Origin of the sequence: Micromonospora sp. WMMD734 (assembly GCF_049178975.1) — a bacterium.
Lineage (GTDB): Bacteria > Actinomycetota > Actinomycetes > Mycobacteriales > Micromonosporaceae > Micromonospora > Micromonospora wenchangensis.
This window is the reverse complement of sequence record NZ_JBMHMK010000001.1, coordinates 2,098,566-2,114,270: the sequence shown is the minus strand read 5'-3', so window position 1 is coordinate 2,114,270 and position 15,705 is coordinate 2,098,566. Positions and strand designations below refer to the sequence as shown.

Below are 15,705 nucleotides of genomic sequence, written 5' to 3'. Positions count from 1 at the left end.
CGTGGGTGAGGCAGCCGCGGGACAGCCGGGGGTGGGCCGGGTGCTGGTGGTGATCCCCACCTACAACGAGGCCGACAACGTCGCCGACGTGGTGGCCCGGGTGCGTCGGGCCGCGCCGGCGGTGGACGTGCTGGTCGCCGACGACAACAGCCCCGACGGTACGGGGACGCTGGCCGAGGCGATGGCCGGCACCGACGCTCAGGTGCACGTGCTGCACCGGCCCGGTAAGCAGGGGTTGGGGGCGGCGTACCTGGCGGGGTTCGGGTGGGCGCGGCAGCATGGCTACGACGCGGTGGTGGAGATGGACGCCGACGGGTCGCACGCTCCGGAGGACCTGCCGGCGTTGCTGGTGGCGGCCCGGGACGCCGACGTGGTGATCGGGTCGCGGTGGGTGGGTGGGGCGCGGGTGGTGAACTGGCCGTGGCGGCGGCTGCTGCTGTCGCGGTGCGGGAACCTGTACGCGCGGATGGCGTTGGGGATGCCGGTGTCGGATGCGACGGGCGGGTTCCGGGTGTACCGGTTGTCGGCGTTGCGGGCGATGGGCCTTTCGTCGGTGTGTTCGCAGGGGTATTCGTTCCAGGTGGAGTTGTCGCGGTTGGCGCACCGGGCGGGGGTGCGGATCGTGGAGGTGCCGATCACGTTCGTCGAGCGGGAGCGGGGGGCCAGCAAGATGAGTCCGCTGATCGTGGCCGAGGCGTTGTGGCGGATCACCACGTGGGGGTTGCGGGACCGGCGGCCGGTGCGGTGGCGTCGTGGTCACGACCGGTGGCCGTGAGTGGGGGCGTGGCATGCTGGAGGGGCGGGCCTGTCGCCCCGCGGGCATTGTCCGGCCGGTGGCGGTGAGCGGGTGCCGCGCGACGCGGATGAGGTGAGATGCGCCGATACCTGAGGTTCGTGCCACCGGCCCTGCTGTTGGCGGTGGTGGCGGAGTTGGCCGTGTTCATCGGGGTGGGCCGGACCGTCGGGTTCGGTGCGGCGGTGCTGCTGGTGTTCGCCGCGTCCCTGCTGGGGTTGGTGTTGCTGCGCCGGGAGGGGATGCGCGCCTGGCGGGGGTTCCGCACGTCGGTGGAGTCCCGGCAGCCGCCGGGCCGGCAGGTGACCGATGGGCTGGTCGGTTTGGCCGGTGCGTTGCTGCTGGCGATCCCCGGCCTGCTCAGTGGGTTGGTGGGGGTGTTGCTGCTGGTGCCGCCGGTGCGCCGGTTGGCGCGGGCCGGGGTGCAGCGGGCCACCGAGCGGCGGGTGTCGTCGATGGTCGCCGGTGACCTGTTCGGTCCGCGTACGGTGCGGGTGCGGCGGGGGGAGCCGGCCGCGCCGCCGCCGGAGGATGTGGTGGCTCCGCAGGTGGTCGACGGGGGGCGGGCCATCGAGGGGGAGATCGTGGAGCCCCGCCGGCCCTGAACACCTGACACACCACGACGCCCCCGGACGTGTTCCGGGGGCGTCGTGGTGATCGTGGGTCAGGCGCGGCCGCGGCGGGTGCGGACCTCTTGGAGCCGTTCGGCGAGGATGTCCTCCAGCTCGGCGATGGACCGCCGCTCCAGCAGCATGTCCCAGTGGGTACGCGGCGGCTTGGCCTTCTTCTGTTCCGGTTCGGTGCCGTCGACGAGCCGGGCGACGCTGCCGTCGAACTTGCATTCCCAGGTGGTGGGGACCTCGGCGTCGACGGCGAACGGCACCTCGAACTGGTGGCCCTTGGCGCAGAGGTACTCGCGGGTCTGGCGCGGCGCGAGCTCCGTGTTGCGGTCGGATTCGTAGCTGACCGCGCCCAGCCGGCTACCGCGCAGCATGCGCTCGCCCATGTTCGACTTCCCCTCGCTCGTGGTGCTGGTCTTCCGGTGTAACGGCCGGTCACCGCCGGGGCATTCCCGCCCGGCGGATGGGACGACCCCCGCAAGGGTAGCCGGCCACCACACCGACCCGGCGGGTTCGCCCCGGCCGGGTCGACATCGGTGTGTGCACCGCGATGGTAGCCGCCGTGGGCCGCCGGGGCCGCCGGGACGGGCCGTGCGGGGCCGCCGGTGGCGATAGCATCCGCGGCATGGCCACCACCGTGCATCCCGGCGCGTGTCCCCTGGACTGCCCCGACACCTGCGTCTGGCAGCTCACCGTCACCGACGGGCGTCCGGTGGGGTTGCGTGGCGATCCGGAGCATCCGTTCACCCGGGGCGCGTTGTGCGGCAAGGTGAACCGTTACCTCGACGCGGTCACCGGCCCCGACCGGCTGACCACCCCCCTGGTGCGGGTCGGCCCGAAGGGTGTCGGGCCGGTGTCGTACCGGCCGGCGAGTTGGGAGGAGGCGGTCCGGCGGGTCGCCGACGGGTTACGCGCCAGCATCGACGTGCACGGCCCGGAGTCGGTCCTGCCGTACTACTTCGCCGGCACGATGGGGCTGGTGCAGGGCTGGTCGATGGGTCCGCGGCTGTTCGCGCACCTGGGGGCGTCGCGGCTGCGGACCACCATCTGCACGGCCGCGTCCCGGGCCGCCCTCGGGTCGGTGTACGGCGGGTCGGTCGGTTTCGAACCGGAGTCGGTGGTCGAGGCGAAACTGGTCATCCTGTGGGGGGCGAACCTGCTCGCCACCAATCTGCACCACTGGCCGTTCGTGCGGCAGGCCCAGCAGCGGGGCGCCCACGTGGTCACCATCGACCCGCTGCGCACCGACACCGCCGCCCGCAGCGACGAGCACGTGGCGCCACTGCCCGGCACCGACGCCGCGTTGGCGCTGGGGTTGATGCGGCACGTGCGGGACGTCGGCGCGGTCGACCGGTCGTGGGTGGCCGCGCACACCGTCGGCTGGGAGCGGATGGAGGCCCGCCTCGACCAGTGGCCGGTGCAGCGGGCCGCCGCCGAGTGTGGTCTCGACGTCGACGTGGTGCGGGACCTCGGCGAGCGGATCGCCACCACCCGTCCCACCGCCATCCGGGTCGGGTTGGGTCTGCAACGGCACGCCGGTGCCGGGCAGGCGGTCCGCGCCATCGCGGCGATTCCCCTGCTCACCGGGGATTTCCGGTATCCCGGTGGTGGGGCGTTGGCCACCACCAGCGGGCACCACCGCATCGACGCCGACCGGGTCGCCCGGCCCGCCGGGATGCCCGCGCCGCCGGCCCGGTCGATCAACATGAGTCGGCTCGCCGCGGCGCTCACCGACGAGGCCGATCCGCCGGTCACCGCGCTGGTGGTCTTCGACACCAACCCGGTGGCGACCGTGCCCGACCAGAACCGGTTGCGGCGTGGCCTGACCCGCGCCGACCTGTTCACCGTGGTGCTGGAGCAACGCTGGACCGACACCTGCGACTTCGCCGACGTGGTGCTGCCGGCCACCATGCAGCCGGAACACCTCGACCTGCACACCTCCTACGGCCACCACTACGCCACCCTGAACCGGCCGGTGCTCGACCCGCCGGGTCAGGCGCTGCCCAACACGGAGATCTTCCGGCGGATCGCCGCTGCCCTCGGGTTGGACCATCCGCGGCTGCGCGACAGCGACGAGGACCTGGTGCGGCAGCTGCTCGACGACACCGGCATCGACTACGACGAGTTGAGCCGCCGTACGTACGTGCGGGCCACGGGTGTGGCGGTGGGGTCGGCCCCGTACGCGGCGGGCGGGTTCCCCAGCCTCGACGGGCGGGCCCGGTTCCACGATCCGCGGCTGACCGCGCACGGCGTCGACCCGCTCGTCGGGTACACCCCGCCAGTGGAGGTGGGTGACGCGGTGCTGGCCCGCCGGTTCCCCCTGGCGTTGATCTCCCCGGCGGGCCGGTTCTTCCTCAACTCGACGTTCGCGTCGCTGCCGTGGCATCTCGGTCGTACCGGCCCGCCGCGTATCCACCTGCACCCCGTCGACGCCGCCGCCCGGGGTCTGGCCGACGGCGACCCGGCGCGGGTGCACAACGACCGGGGGGAGTTCCTGGCCACCGTCGCTGTGGACGACGCCACCCGCCCCGGGTTGGCGTTCACCTACAAGGCGTACTGGGCGCGGTTGAGCCCCGGCGGCAGCACCGTCAACGCGGTCACCGGGGTCCGGGACACCGACCTCGGTGGTGGGCCGACGTTCCACGACACCCGGGTCGAGGTGGCGGCCGCCCCGGCCGACGTGGCTCAGCCCGACTGACCGCTGAGCCGCGCCAACGCGGTGGCCAGGTCACTGACCTGGTTGGCGAGTTGACCGGCGCGGCGTTGGGCGGCGTCGGCGTCGGCCAACGCCCGGTCCAGGTCGGCCAGTCGGGCCCGGTCGGCGGCCGATGCCCGGTGCGCCCGCTGCAACTCGGCGTGGGCCTCGGTCAGCTCGGCGGTCAGGGCGTCCACCCGGGCCAGCACGGCGGCCAGTTCCTCGGCGGTGTGGGCGGTCCGCGCGGCGGCCTCCTCCCGGGCGGCGGTGGCGTCGGTGCGCGCGGCGTCGGCGTCACGGCGGGCCGCCTGCGCCGCGGCCTCGGCCTGCCGGGCCTGGTCGGCGGCGGCGGTGGCGTCGGCGCGGGCCGCCGCCTCGGCGGCCTGCGCCTGCCGGGTCTCCTGGCGGGCGGCGGTGGCGTCGGCGGCGGCCCGCTGCGCGTCGGTGGCGTGCCGGGCGGCGTCGGCGCGGGCGGCGTCCCGGTCGACGGTCAGGTCCGCGGCGAGTTGCCGGGCGGCGTCCCGGTCGGCGCGCAGCGCCCGCAGCTCGTGGCGGGCGGCGTCGCGGTCCCGTTCGGCCTGCACCCGTAGCGCCTGGGCGGCGGCGGTGTCCCGGCGGGCCGTGTCGGCGGCGGCGACTGCCTGTTCGGTCTGTTCCTGGGCGGCGGCGGCGCGGGCGTCGGCCTGCTCCGCGCGGTCGCGGGCCGCATCGGCGGCGGCGAGCGCGGACCGGGTCTCCTGCCGGGCGCGGGCGGTGTCGGCGGCGGCCGTCTCGGCGGCCTCACGGGCCTCGTCGCGGGCGGTGTGCGCGGCGGCGATCTCGGCGGCGGCGTCGGCGCGGGCCTGGGCGAGCTGCCGCTGCACCCCGGCCGGGGACAACTCGGCGTGCAACGCCTCGGTGAGGGTCTGCACCACCTGGTCGAGCCGGTCGACGACCTCCCAGGTGCGGGCCACCTGACCGGGCAGGCCGGGGGCGTTGCGGTGGCGCATCCGCGAGTTGCGCGACGCCCGCTGGCAGGCGCCGTCGTTGTCCCGGCAGTACCGGAAGGGACGTCCCGCGCCGGCGCGTTGCGGCACGTCACGTCCACAGTGCGCGCAGGGACGCAGGTCGTCGGGGGTGGTGGGCTGCGGGTCCATCGACGGGGAAGTCTAGAGGCTGCCCGGGCGCGCCCCCACCACCGGTAGGTCCCGGCCGGCCGGGACCGTTACCGTGGGCCGGTGGCCGTCTCCCCGTACATCTCGAAGTTGCGCGCCCACGTGGGGCACGACCTGCTGTTGCTACCCGGGGTGACCGGGGTGGTCCACGACGACACCGGGCGGGTGCTGCTGGCCCGCCGCGCCGACAACGGCCGCTGGTCGCTGCCGGCGGGTGTGGTCGACCCGGGTGAGCAGCCCGCCGACGCGGTCGTGCGGGAGGTGTGGGAGGAGACCGGGGTGCGGGTCGTCGTCGAGCGGATCGCCGGGGTCGCCACCCACCCGGTGGTGTACCCCAACGGTGACGTCTGCGAGTACCTCAACGTGTGGTTCCGGTGCCGGCCGGTCGGTGGGCGGCCCCGCGCCGACGGTGACGAGTCCACCGAGGTCGGCTGGTTCGCCCCCGACGCGTTGCCGGAGCTGGACGAGTGGGCGCGGCTGCGGCTGGACACCGCCGCCGCCCCCGACGCCGCCCCCTGGTGGGCGCGTCCCGGCCAGCGGCATCCCGCCCTGTGCCGGCCCGACGCGCTGTGACCCGGCGGGTCACCGGCGGTGGGTCACCCGCACCGGGGTGCCCGCCGGCAGGTCACAGCCGGTGTCGCCGTGGGGGCTGCGGACCCGGATCCGTTGGCCGGTCGCGGCGACCAGCCGGGCGGTGACCCGACCGTCGTCCCAGGTCAGCTCGTCGACGGTGAGTCGGCCCCGGCAGGTCACCCCGCGCAGCGTCCCCCGGGGCAGGCCCGGCGGCAGCGCCGGCAGCAGCCGCAGCAGGCCCGGCCGGGACTGCACCAGCGCCTCGATCAGCACCGCCGGCAGGGTGTGCGCCGCGTCGGCGTTGTAGGTCACCCGGCCCGGGTTGTGGGCGCTCATCAACGACCGGAAGAACATGTCCGCCGCGACGATCCGCCGCAGGTACGTCCCGACCAGCGGCCCGTCGCCGAGGCGGGCGGCCACCAGGGCCCGGTGCAGGGTGCCGTGGGCGGAGCCGTCCTCGTCGCCGCGGACGGTCAACGCCCGGTGCGCCGCCGCCGCCAGCTCCGGGGTGTCGTCGGGGTCGATCTCCCCGGTCGGCCACACCGGGTAGAGGTGGCTGACGTGCCGGTGGTCGTCGTCGGGGCGGTAGCCGGGCCACGCCCACTCGGCCAGCGCGCCCCGCGTGTCGATGCGGTAGCCGGGCAGCCGGTCCCGGACCGCCGCCCACCGCTGCGACCCGGTCACCTCGGCGGCGACGGCCATCGCGTGCCGGGCGGCGGCGACGTCCATGGTGGCGTTCACGGCGACCGGCACCGGCCGGCCGGCGTCGTCGAGGGGACCGGTCTCCGGCGAGTACGACGGCACCAGCGCCGGCTGCCCGTCGACGTCGGTGAGCACGTCGGTGAAGAAGTCCGCCACCTCGGCCAGCCACCCGGCCACCTCCCCCAGCGGTTCCCCGGTCACCTGGTGGTGTTCGTACAGCGGGTGCAGCAGCCAGTGCGCACCGGCCAGCCACGCGGTGAACGGCCAGTGCGGGTGGACGTGGAACAGGTGCCCGTGTTCACCGTCGGTGCGGCTGGGCGCCAGCAGGCCCCGTGCCCCGTAGACGGCGTGGGCGTTGTCCCGCCAGTGCCCGACCTGGGCGCGGACCAGCCGGGCGTGCGCGGCGGTCACCTCCGGCAACGCGCCGACGTTCGCGCCGGCCAGTTGCAGGTTGAGGTTCGCGTCGGTGGTGAAGTCCCCCGCCCAGGCCGCGTCCCAGGAACCCGTCCAGATGCCGGTCAGTCGGGGCGGCAGCACCCCGCTGGCGCTGAACAGCAGGTACCGGCCGGCGTGGAAGAGCCGTTCCAGCAGCGCCGGGTCCAACCGGTCACCGGCGGTGGCCTGCCGGGCGAGCAGCGCGCCCACGGGCAGGTCCCGGTCCGCCGCCGACACCGCCAGGTCCAGGTCGACCCGCCGGTAGGGGCCGGTGTGCCGGGTGACGTGCCGGGCCAGCAGCGTCGGGTAGTCGGCCGGGCCGTCGGCGAGTCGCCGCTGCTGCGCGGCGGTGGGCCACGCCGCGGTGGCGGTGCGTTCCACAGCGGTGGTCAGCAGCGCCGGCCCGCGTACCAGCACCCGGTCACCGGCGGGTTCGGCGTCGCCCCGGACCAGGGTCACCGCCTCGAAGCCGTACGCGCCGCCGACGTCGGGGTAGCGGCCCCGCACCCGCAGGAACACCAGCCCGTCGTGGCGGTGGGCGGTGGTGTCGTAGTGCACCGTGTCGGGGCGGCCGGGCAGGTCACCTGTCGCCCCGACGACACAGTCGCCCTGGTCGAGGTGGGTGACGACCAGCCGGTCGGCGCGGGAGACGAAACTGCGTCGCCGCCGCCCGGACCACCGCACCACCACCTCGCCGGTGGTGAAGTCGGTGTGCCGCCGGTAGTCCCGCACCGGCGTCGCGGGGGCGTCGACGGTCAGCGCGAACCCCGGATGGTACGACTGGGTCCAGGCCAGGTCCCGGCCGCCGGTGAGCAGTTCACCGGCCTCGGCGCGGCGGCCGGTGAGGACCAGTTCCCGGATCCGGGGCAGCAGTGCGGCCAGGTGCGGGGCCCGCGCGTCGTGGGTGCCGTTGGGCAGCACGAACCGGTGGTGGTTGACCACCAGCCGTTCGGCGTGCGGGTCGCCGGGGACCATCAGCCCGTACTCGCCGTTTCCGGTGAGGAAGGCGTCGGTCCAGTCGACGGCCGGTGCGTCGTCCCAGACCTGGTGTGCCGACGGGGGTGGCCCGCCGGTCACCGGGGGGTCCGGGCCGTCGGTGCGGCGGTGCTGTCCCGGATGGTCAGCCGGGGCGGCAGCAGCGTCACCTCCGGCACCGCCTCGTCGTGCAGTTTGCGCATCAGCAACGCCACCGCCTGCCGGCCGATCTCCTCGGCGGGCACCGGCACCGAGGTGATCCGGGGTGCGGCCTGTTCGGCGAACTGGTCGGGGCAGATCGCCACCACCGACATGTCCTGCGGCACCCGCCGGCCGAGGGTGGGCAGGCAGGCCAGCACCGGCCCGACGGCCGCCTCGTTCTGCACCACCAGCGCCGACAGGTCGGGGTGCCGGTCGAGCAGGTCGGCCAGTTCCTGACGGATCGCGGCGGGCCCCTCTTCGAAGGGTTGGGTGACGACGGTGACGCCGTGCCGGTCGGCGGCGGCGGCCACCCCGGCGCGGGTGCGGTGGGCGAAGCCGGTGCCCCGGTCGTAGACGGCGGCGGGTGCGCCGAGCAGCGCCACCCGGTGGTGCCCGAGCCGGGCCAGGTGTTCCACGCACACCTGACCGGCGCGGTGGAAGTCCAGGTCCACACAGGTCAGGCCGGTCGGGTCGGCGGGGACGCCGATCAGGACGCTGGGTCGGGTCAGGTCCCGCAGCAGCGGCACCCGCGAGTCGTCCAACTCGACGTCCATCACCAGCATCCCGTCGACCATGGCGCTGCCGGCGATGCGGCGCAGCCCCGACGGTCCCTCGTCGGAGGTGACGAGCAGGACGTCGTGGTCGAAGCGGCGGGCCGTGGTGACCACCGCGATGGCGAACTGCATCACCACCGGCACCTGCATGCCGGCGCGCAGCGGCAGGACCAGGGCGATGGTGTTGGCGCGGCGGCTGGCCAGCGCCCGCGCCCCGGCGTTGGGGTGGTAGCCCAGTTCCCGGATGCTGGCCAGCACCCGGGTGCGGGTCACCTCGGAGATGGCCCGTTTGCCGCTGAGCACGTACGACACGGTGCTGACCGCCACCCCGGCGTGCCGGGCGACGTCGACGATGGTGACCTGGTCGGGCGATTTGCGGCTGCGCCCGGGTGCGCCGGTCACCGGGTACCGCCGGCGGCGACCGCCGGGCGGGGCCGCGGCGCGGCGGCGCGGGTGTGCACGGTCACCGCGCCGACGGCGCGGATGTCGCGGGCGGAGCGGCCCACCAGCAGGGTGTGGGTGGCGTCCTCCAGCACCGGGCCGCCGCGTTGCTCGTCCCACCAGGTCAGGTCGTCGACGCGCAGCCGCAGGGTGACCGTGCGCCGCTGGCCGGGGGTGAGGGTGACCCGGGTGAAGTCACGCAGCTGCCGCAGCGGCTGCTTGACCCGGGAGCGTCGCTGCCGGGTGTAGAGCTGCACGATCTCCTCGCCCTCCCGGTCGCCGGTGTTGGTGACCTCGACGCTCACCTCGACCTCGTCGCCGGCGCTGACCGTCGGCGTGTCGACCCGCAGGTCAGCGTAGTCGAACCGGGCGTAGCTGAGGCCGTGGCCGAACGGGTACAGCGGCTCTCCCCGGTAGTAGAGGTAGGTGCTGTCGGCGCCGATCACGTCGTAGTCGAGCAGGTCGGGCAGGTCGGCGGCATCGGGGTACCAGGTCTGGGTGAGCCGGCCGCCGGGGTCGGCGGCACCGAGCAGCACCTGCGTCAGGGCAGTGCCGTGTTCCTGACCGCCGTGCGCCGACCACAGCACCGCCGGCAGGTGCTCGTGCGCCCAGCCCACCGCGTACGGGTAGCTGCTGGTGAGCACCAGCACGGTCTGCGGGTTCGCCGCGTGCACGGCGCGCAGCAGCCGTTCCTGCCCGGCGGGCAGGGCCAGGTCGACCCGGTCCTCGGTCTCCCGGCCGTTGACCATCGGGTGGTTGCCGAGGACGACGACGGCCACGTCGGCGGCGTCGGCCAGCGCGGCGGCCTCGGCCGCGCCGTCGGCGACGAGTTCGACGGTGAACGCGGTGGCGGTGTCCGGGTCGGTGGCGTCGGCGCGCAGCCGCCCACCCTCGTCGACCCGCACGTACGCGCCGGTGGCGAGGTGGTGCAGCAGGGCGGTGCCGTCGGGGCGGTGCCGGAAGCGGAAGGTTTCCCGCACGATCCAGCCGCCCGGTCCGGGGCGGTCGTTGGCCAGTGCCCCGTCGTCGGCGGCGCCGACGTGCCGGCCGTTGGCGACGGCGCGCAGCGCCACCATGTCCTGCCCCCAGTCGAACACGTCGAACCAGGTGCCGTCGCGGCCGTCGTCGGCGGTCAGCGGCCCGCCCTCGGAGGAGCGGGGGCAGCGGACGTACCGGTCGCCGACACGCAACGCGATCCGGTCGGCGCCACAATGGTGGGTGACGGTGGGTAGTTCCCGGGCCAGTGCCTCCCGGACGGTGACGGCGTACGGCAGGGTGCCGCTGTACCAGTCCTCGTGGACGGTGTCGGCGAGCGGGCCGAGGACCGCGACCCGCGGTGGGGTGCGGGTGGGCAGTGGCAGCAGCCCGTCGTTGTCGAGCAGCACGATCGACTGGCGGGCGGCCTCGCGGGCCAGGTCCCGGTGGGCGGGGCTGTCGAGCAGGTCGGGGGAGACCCCGGCGAACGGGTCCTGCCCGGGTGGGTCCAGGTCGCCGAGGCGGATACGGATGGTGAGGATGCGCCGGACGGCCCGGTCCACGTCGGATTCGTCGACGAGTCCCCGGCGCAGGGCTTCGGTCAGGCGTTGGACGGTGGGTGCGCTGTCGGTGTCGTCCTCGGTGAAGTTGTCGATGCCGGCGCGCAGGGCGGCGGCGAAGCCGGTGACGTGGTCGGGTAGGTGGCGCTGTACGCCGGCGAGGTTGGTGACGGCCCCGGCGTCGCCGACGACCATCACCTCGTCGCTGGTCCACCGGCGCAGCTCGCCGTTCAGCAGTGGGCTCAGGTGGGCGGGCACCCCGTCGACCAGGTTGTAGGAGGCCATCACGGCGACCGCCGCACCGGCGGCGAGGGGGGCGCGGAACGCGGGGAGTTCGTATTCGTGCAGGACCCGGGGTGGCAGGTCGCTGGAGGTGGTGGCCCGGTCGGTCTCGTTGTTGTAGCCGAGGAAGTGTTTGACCGTCGGGGCGGTGCGCAGCCGGTGGGGGTGGTCGCCGCGCAGCCCGTGGGCGTAGGCGGTGGCGAGCCGGCCGGTGAGCCACGGGTCCTCCGACCAGCCTTCCTCGTTGCGGCCCCAGCGGGGGTCGCGCAGCGGGTTGACCACCGGTGCCCACACGTTGAGGCCGACGCCTGCGGGGTCGGCCTGGTGTTTGATGCGTACCTCGGTGCCGACGGCGTCGCCGACGGCCCGGATCAGGTCGGGGTTCCAGCTGCTGGCCAGGCCGATGGCCTGCGGGAAGACGGTGGCCGGGCCGAGCCAGGCGACCCCGTGCAGCGCCTCGGTGCCGGTGCGGAAGCCGGGCAGGCCGAGCCGGGGCACGGGGGCCTGCCACTGGTGCAGCAGGCCGATCTTCTCCGGCAGGGTGAGCCGGGTCAGCAGGTCGTCGGCGTGCGCTTCGGGGGACGGTCCGGTGGGGTCGTTCATCTGCGGTTACCTTCCGGTGGATCGCGGTGAGGCGTCCGGCCGGCGGTCGAAGCGTTTCGACGGCCGTGGTGACGTGCGGCATCGCGCGGTGAGGGTGGTGGCGGTCGTCGGCCCGGAGCGGCGAAGCGCTTCGACGACTGCGGAAAACACGCCGCCCCGGGTGCCCGAACGACGGGGCGGCGGTTCGAGGTTGGCACCTGCGCGTCGGCCGGTCAAGGGGTGACCGGCACCCGGATCAGTCGACGGGGAGTCGACCGGCCTCGATGGCGGCCAACGCGGCGGTGGCGCCGCCGAGCGCGGTGGCGGCCGAGTCCAGCGTGGAGGCGTCGAGACGGCAGCCCCCGGCCTGCGGGGCGAGGGTCCGGGTGACCAGTTCCGCGCGGGCGGCCGGCAGCAGCCACGGCGCCAGGGTGGCGAAGTGCCCGCCGACCACGATCGCCTCGGGGTTGAGCAGGTTCGCCAGGATCGACGCCCCGTGCCCGAGGCGCCTGCCGATCTCGGCGAGCCCGGCCAGCACCGCCGGTTCCTCCTGCCGGGCCGTCGCCACGATCCGGTCGAGTTCGGGCAGGTAGTCGGTGACCGGGCCGTCCCGGGTGGTGTCGGGCAGCAGGCGGGCCACCACGGCCGGCAGCGCGGTCCACGCGGCCAGGCAGCCGCGTCGGCCGCAGGGGCACGGGGGCCCGGCCGGGTCGAGGCTGAGGTGGCCGAGTTCACCGGCGTGGCCCCGGCCACCGCGCAGCAGCCGGCCACCGGCGAGGACCCCCGCGCCGACGGAGACCCCGCCGGTGACGTGGACCAGGTCGGTGGCGCCGGCGTACGCGCCGTGCCGCTGCTCGGCCAGCACGGCGAGGTTGGCGTCGGTGTCCACCGTGACGGTGAACCCGCTTTCGCGCAGCGCGGCCCGCAGGTCGGCGGCGAGCGGCACGTCACGCCAGCCGAGGCCGCTGGCCAGGGGCACCCCGCCGGTGGTGTCGACCAGGCCGGGCACCCCGACGGCGAGGCCGAGCACGGTGCGGCCCTGCCCGGTGACCCGGCCGATCGCGCGTCGGGCGAGGGTGGCCAGCGCCCGGACGGTGTCGGCGGGGGAGGCGGTCGAGGTGGGGAACGCCCGTCGCCAGGTGAGCAGCCGGTTGCCGCCCAGGTCCACGGCGACCACCACCAGATCGTCCGCGCCGATCTGCAGGCCCAGCGCCGCGTACTGCGCGCCGTCGAGGACGAGCATGGTGGCGGGGCGGCCGACCCGGTTGCCGGTCAGCCCGGTCTCGCGGACCAGTCGTCTGTCGAGCAGTTCGCCCACCAGGCTGGACACGGTGGCCTTGTTGAGCCCGGTGGCGGCGGCTATGTCGGCCCGGGAGCAGGGCGCGTGCAGGCGGACGTGCCGCAGGACCACGGCCCGGTTGGCCACCCGGACGTCGCCCAGGTCGGTCGCCTGCGGTTCGTTGTGGATGCTGATCACGGTCTGTCCGCTCCCTGCGCCCGACGGTGGGTGGTGCCGTGCCGGTGCATCATCGCCCACCGTCGACCCCGCACGGGCACGCCGGGTCGGCCGGTGGGCGACGCCGTCGGCGGGCCGGTGCACCGTCGGAACGTCTGTTCGGCTGGAAACTCAACTAACTCTAGCGGCACGTCCGGAGCCCGGACAGCCACCCGGCCCGGTGGGGTCAGTCCGGCGGGAACCACGGCACGAACGGCGTCGGGGCGACCGGTTCGCCGTTGAGCAGCAGCCGGCGGGGGGCGTCGTCGCCCACCACGCTCACCCGGCGCACCCGCAGCGGCCCGTCGGTGCGTACCCGCAGGGTGTCACCGTCACGCAGCGCCCGCACCACGGTGTCGCCGTCGACGTCGTGCAGCACCGTGCTGGCGTCCACGCCGCCCCAGCTGACCAGGGTGACGTCGTCGAACGGGCCGTCGCCGACGGTGCCGGCGGCCGGGACGAGCGGCACCAGCGCGCCGTACCTGACGAACAGCGGCAGCCGGTGCAGCGGCACGGCCACCCGCAGGTGCCGCCCGCCGCCGTGCCGTTCGCCGGTGCCGGCGTCGATCCAGTCGTCGCCGGTGGGCAGGTAGACGGCCCGCCGCCCGGACGGGTCGATGACCGGGGCGACGAGCAGGTCGGTGCCGAGCCGGTACTGCAGGTCGGTGGTCCACGCGGTCGGGTCGTCGGGCGTGTCGACGAGCAGCGCCCGCATCATCGGCGCGCCGGTGCGTGCCGCCTCCACGGCAGCCGACCACAGGTACGGCATCAGCCGGTACCGCAGCCGCAGCGCGGCGACCGCGTCACGTTCGGTGTCGGCGGGGAAGTCCCAGGGCAGCCGGCTGGTGGTGCCGTGCAGCCGGACCAGCGGCGACAGCGCCCCGAACTGGGTCCACCGCACGTACAGGTCCGCCTCGGGGGTGCCGTGGAAACCGCCGGTGTCGTGGCTCCAGAACGGCACCCCGGACAGCCCGTGCGACAGCCCGCCGCGCAGGGTGCTGGCCAGGCCGGGCCAGGTGGCGTTGACGTCGCCGCTCCACTGCGCGCTGTGCCGTTGCCCGCCCAGGTACGACGAGCGGGCCCACACCGTACGGTGCCCGGCGACCTCCCCGGTGAGGTCGGCGACGACGTCGTTGAACAGCAGGGTGTAGACGTTGTGCAGTTCGACGCCGGTCATGCCGTTGTGCGCCACCGCGTCGGCCGGCACGCCCTCGGCGAAGTCGGTCTTGAACACGGCCACCCCCTGTTCCAGCAGGGGCCGCAGCAGTCCCCGGAACCAGTCGACGGCGTCGGGGTTGGTGAAGTCGACGATGGCGCTGGCCGGGTAGCTGCCGTGCCACACGTCCGCCACGTACGTGCCGCCGTCGGCGCGGCGCAGGAAGTAGCCGGCGCGGGCCGCGTCGGCGTACAGCGGGCTGTCGGTCATCAGGTACGGGTTCATCCACAGGCACACCCGGAAGCCCTGCCCGGTGAGGGTGGCCAGCATCCCGGCCGGGTCGGGGAACGCCTCGTCGTCCCAGCGCAGCTCCGACCAGCGGCCGGCGACCTGCCAGTAGCAGTCCAGGTGCAGCACGTCGCAGGGGATGTCGCGGTCCCGGATGCGGCGGGCCCGCTCCAGCACCCGCTGCTGGCTGTCGGGGTAGAACCCGGAGGAGATCCACGCTCCGAAGGCCCACTTCGGCGGCAGGTACGGCCGGCTGGTCAGTTCGTCGAACCGGTCCAGCACCTCGACGGGGGTGGGGCCGGCGAGCACGTAGTAGTCGAGCAGGTCGTCGGGGACGAGGATCTGCACGGCGCTGTGGGTGGACTGGCACATGTCGAACTCGACGGGCATGCCGCTGTCGACGAGCACCCCGTAGCCCCGGTCGGACAGGTAGAACGGCACGTTCTTGTGGGACCGGTCGGACTCCCCGCCGAAGGCGTCGTAGTTCCACATCAGGGCCCGTTGGCCGCGTTTGTCCAGCGGGGTGAACTTCTCCCCGAAGCCGACGAACCGTTCGTCGCCGAACGCCACGAAGCTCTCGTGCCAGGCGACGGGCGCGCCGTCGACGCTGCTGCGGCCGAACGGCAGGGTGCGGCGTCGGCCGCTGATGTCCCGGGTGCCCGGGTCCTGGTCGAGCAGCACCCGCCCGTCGGGGGTGAGGAACCGCAGATGCCACGGGTCGAGGCGGATCTCGGCGACGACCGCGCCGGCGTCGATGAGCACATGGGTGTCGTCCACGGTGATCGCGGCGGGGTGGGGCCGGGGGTGGACCAGGGGCACCGCGCGGGCCGAGCGGCTGCGGGCCTGCGGGTCCTCGGTGAGGCGGACCCGGATCACGCCGTGGCCGGCGGCGTCGAGGCGGACCACCAGGCTGCCGCCGTCGGAGAGGGTGGCCTTGACGGTGACCCCGTGCCCGTCGGTGGCGACGACCTCGGCCCGGCCGACGGTGGCGACCCCGTCCTCGCCCGGTTCCCGTACGGGCAGGTCGGGCGGGTCGGCCACGAACGTCTCGTACGGGACCAGCGGCGGTCGGTACGGCATCGGCGTCTCCTCGGGGCTTTTCCGGCGGTACCGACAGTTTCTTTGCCTTCCCAACGAACTGTCAACGAGGGACTTCGATTGACCTGCGATCAACCCGATTGACATGGGTAAATCACCTCCATAGTTTGGACGCCTATCAAACAA

The 15,705-nt window shown here is 74.8% G+C and carries 11 protein-coding genes; 4 read left to right on the top strand and 7 right to left on the bottom strand.

Going from position 1 to position 15,705, the window contains the following annotated elements; genetic code table 11:
- Nucleotide 1: 1 nt before the first annotated feature.
- A complete protein-coding gene (locus ACN267_RS08920) occupies nt 2–775 on the top strand; it encodes a polyprenol monophosphomannose synthase (RefSeq protein WP_281897607.1) in 774 nt (257 codons plus the stop codon).
- Between the two features lie 98 nt (nt 776–873).
- On the top strand, nt 874–1,398 hold the full coding sequence (locus ACN267_RS08915) for an FxsA family protein (RefSeq protein WP_204959822.1): 525 nt from the start codon (nt 874–876) through the stop codon (nt 1,396–1,398).
- Nucleotides 1,399–1,457: 59 nt separating this feature from the next.
- Here the strand turns inward: ACN267_RS08915 and ACN267_RS08910 are convergent, their stop codons facing one another.
- Complete coding sequence (locus ACN267_RS08910; protein WP_007070998.1) at nt 1,458–1,799, bottom strand: RNA polymerase-binding protein RbpA; 342 nt, start codon at nt 1,797–1,799, stop codon at nt 1,458–1,460.
- Between the two features lie 239 nt (nt 1,800–2,038).
- On the opposite strand from ACN267_RS08910, the gene ACN267_RS08905 reads away from it, so the two are divergent.
- Nucleotides 2,039–4,111, top strand: coding sequence for a molybdopterin-containing oxidoreductase family protein (locus ACN267_RS08905; RefSeq protein ID WP_421488393.1), 2,073 nt, complete (start codon nt 2,039–2,041; stop codon nt 4,109–4,111).
- On the opposite strand, the gene ACN267_RS08900 is transcribed toward ACN267_RS08905, so the two are convergent.
- Complete coding sequence (locus ACN267_RS08900; protein ID WP_421488392.1) at nt 4,099–5,244, bottom strand: hypothetical protein; 1,146 nt, start codon at nt 5,242–5,244, stop codon at nt 4,099–4,101. The genes ACN267_RS08905 and ACN267_RS08900 overlap by 13 nt on opposite strands.
- Before the next feature lie 81 nt (nt 5,245–5,325).
- Between ACN267_RS08900 and ACN267_RS08895 the strand changes: the two genes are divergently transcribed.
- The gene (locus tag ACN267_RS08895; protein ID WP_421488391.1) at nt 5,326–5,835 is read left to right on the top strand and encodes an NUDIX hydrolase; all 510 of its coding nucleotides are present in this window, start codon (nt 5,326–5,328) and stop codon (nt 5,833–5,835) included.
- Nucleotides 5,836–5,844: 9 nt separating this feature from the next.
- Here the strand turns inward: ACN267_RS08895 and ACN267_RS08890 are convergent, their stop codons facing one another.
- The 5 genes from ACN267_RS08890 to ACN267_RS08870 form a co-directional block, all read right to left on the bottom strand.
- Nucleotides 5,845–8,049: a glycosyl hydrolase family 95 catalytic domain-containing protein gene (locus ACN267_RS08890; protein WP_421488390.1), complete on the bottom strand. Its 2,205-nt coding sequence runs from the start codon at nt 8,047–8,049 to the stop codon at nt 5,845–5,847.
- Nucleotides 8,046–9,104: a LacI family DNA-binding transcriptional regulator gene (locus ACN267_RS08885; RefSeq protein WP_204959817.1), complete on the bottom strand. Its 1,059-nt coding sequence runs from the start codon at nt 9,102–9,104 to the stop codon at nt 8,046–8,048. Before ACN267_RS08885 ends, ACN267_RS08890 begins: the two co-directional genes overlap by 4 nt.
- Nucleotides 9,101–11,563 (bottom strand): glycoside hydrolase family 3 C-terminal domain-containing protein, encoded by a 2,463-nt coding sequence (locus tag ACN267_RS08880; protein WP_421488389.1) that lies wholly within the window; start codon nt 11,561–11,563, stop codon nt 9,101–9,103. The genes ACN267_RS08885 and ACN267_RS08880 overlap by 4 nt, the downstream gene beginning before the upstream one ends.
- Before the next feature lie 235 nt (nt 11,564–11,798).
- Nucleotides 11,799–13,019, bottom strand: coding sequence for an ROK family transcriptional regulator (locus ACN267_RS08875; RefSeq protein WP_421488388.1), 1,221 nt, complete (start codon nt 13,017–13,019; stop codon nt 11,799–11,801).
- A 205-nt stretch (nt 13,020–13,224) separates the two neighbouring features.
- A complete protein-coding gene (locus tag ACN267_RS08870; protein WP_421488387.1) occupies nt 13,225–15,561 on the bottom strand; it encodes a TIM-barrel domain-containing protein in 2,337 nt (778 codons plus the stop codon).
- Nucleotides 15,562–15,705: the final 144 nt, after the last annotated feature.

Coding starts and splice junctions, on each gene's coding strand:
- ACN267_RS08915 (WP_204959822.1), top strand. CDS start 874: ATGCGCCGATACCTGAGGTTCGTGCCACCGGCCCTGCTGTTGGCGGTG.
- ACN267_RS08910 (WP_007070998.1), bottom strand. CDS start 1,799: ATGGGCGAGCGCATGCTGCGCGGTAGCCGGCTGGGCGCGGTCAGCTAC.
- ACN267_RS08905 (WP_421488393.1), top strand. CDS start 2,039: ATGGCCACCACCGTGCATCCCGGCGCGTGTCCCCTGGACTGCCCCGAC.
- ACN267_RS08900 (WP_421488392.1), bottom strand. CDS start 5,244: ATGGACCCGCAGCCCACCACCCCCGACGACCTGCGTCCCTGCGCGCAC.
- ACN267_RS08880 (WP_421488389.1), bottom strand. CDS start 11,563: ATGAACGACCCCACCGGACCGTCCCCCGAAGCGCACGCCGACGACCTG.
- ACN267_RS08870 (WP_421488387.1), bottom strand. CDS start 15,561: ATGCCGTACCGACCGCCGCTGGTCCCGTACGAGACGTTCGTGGCCGAC.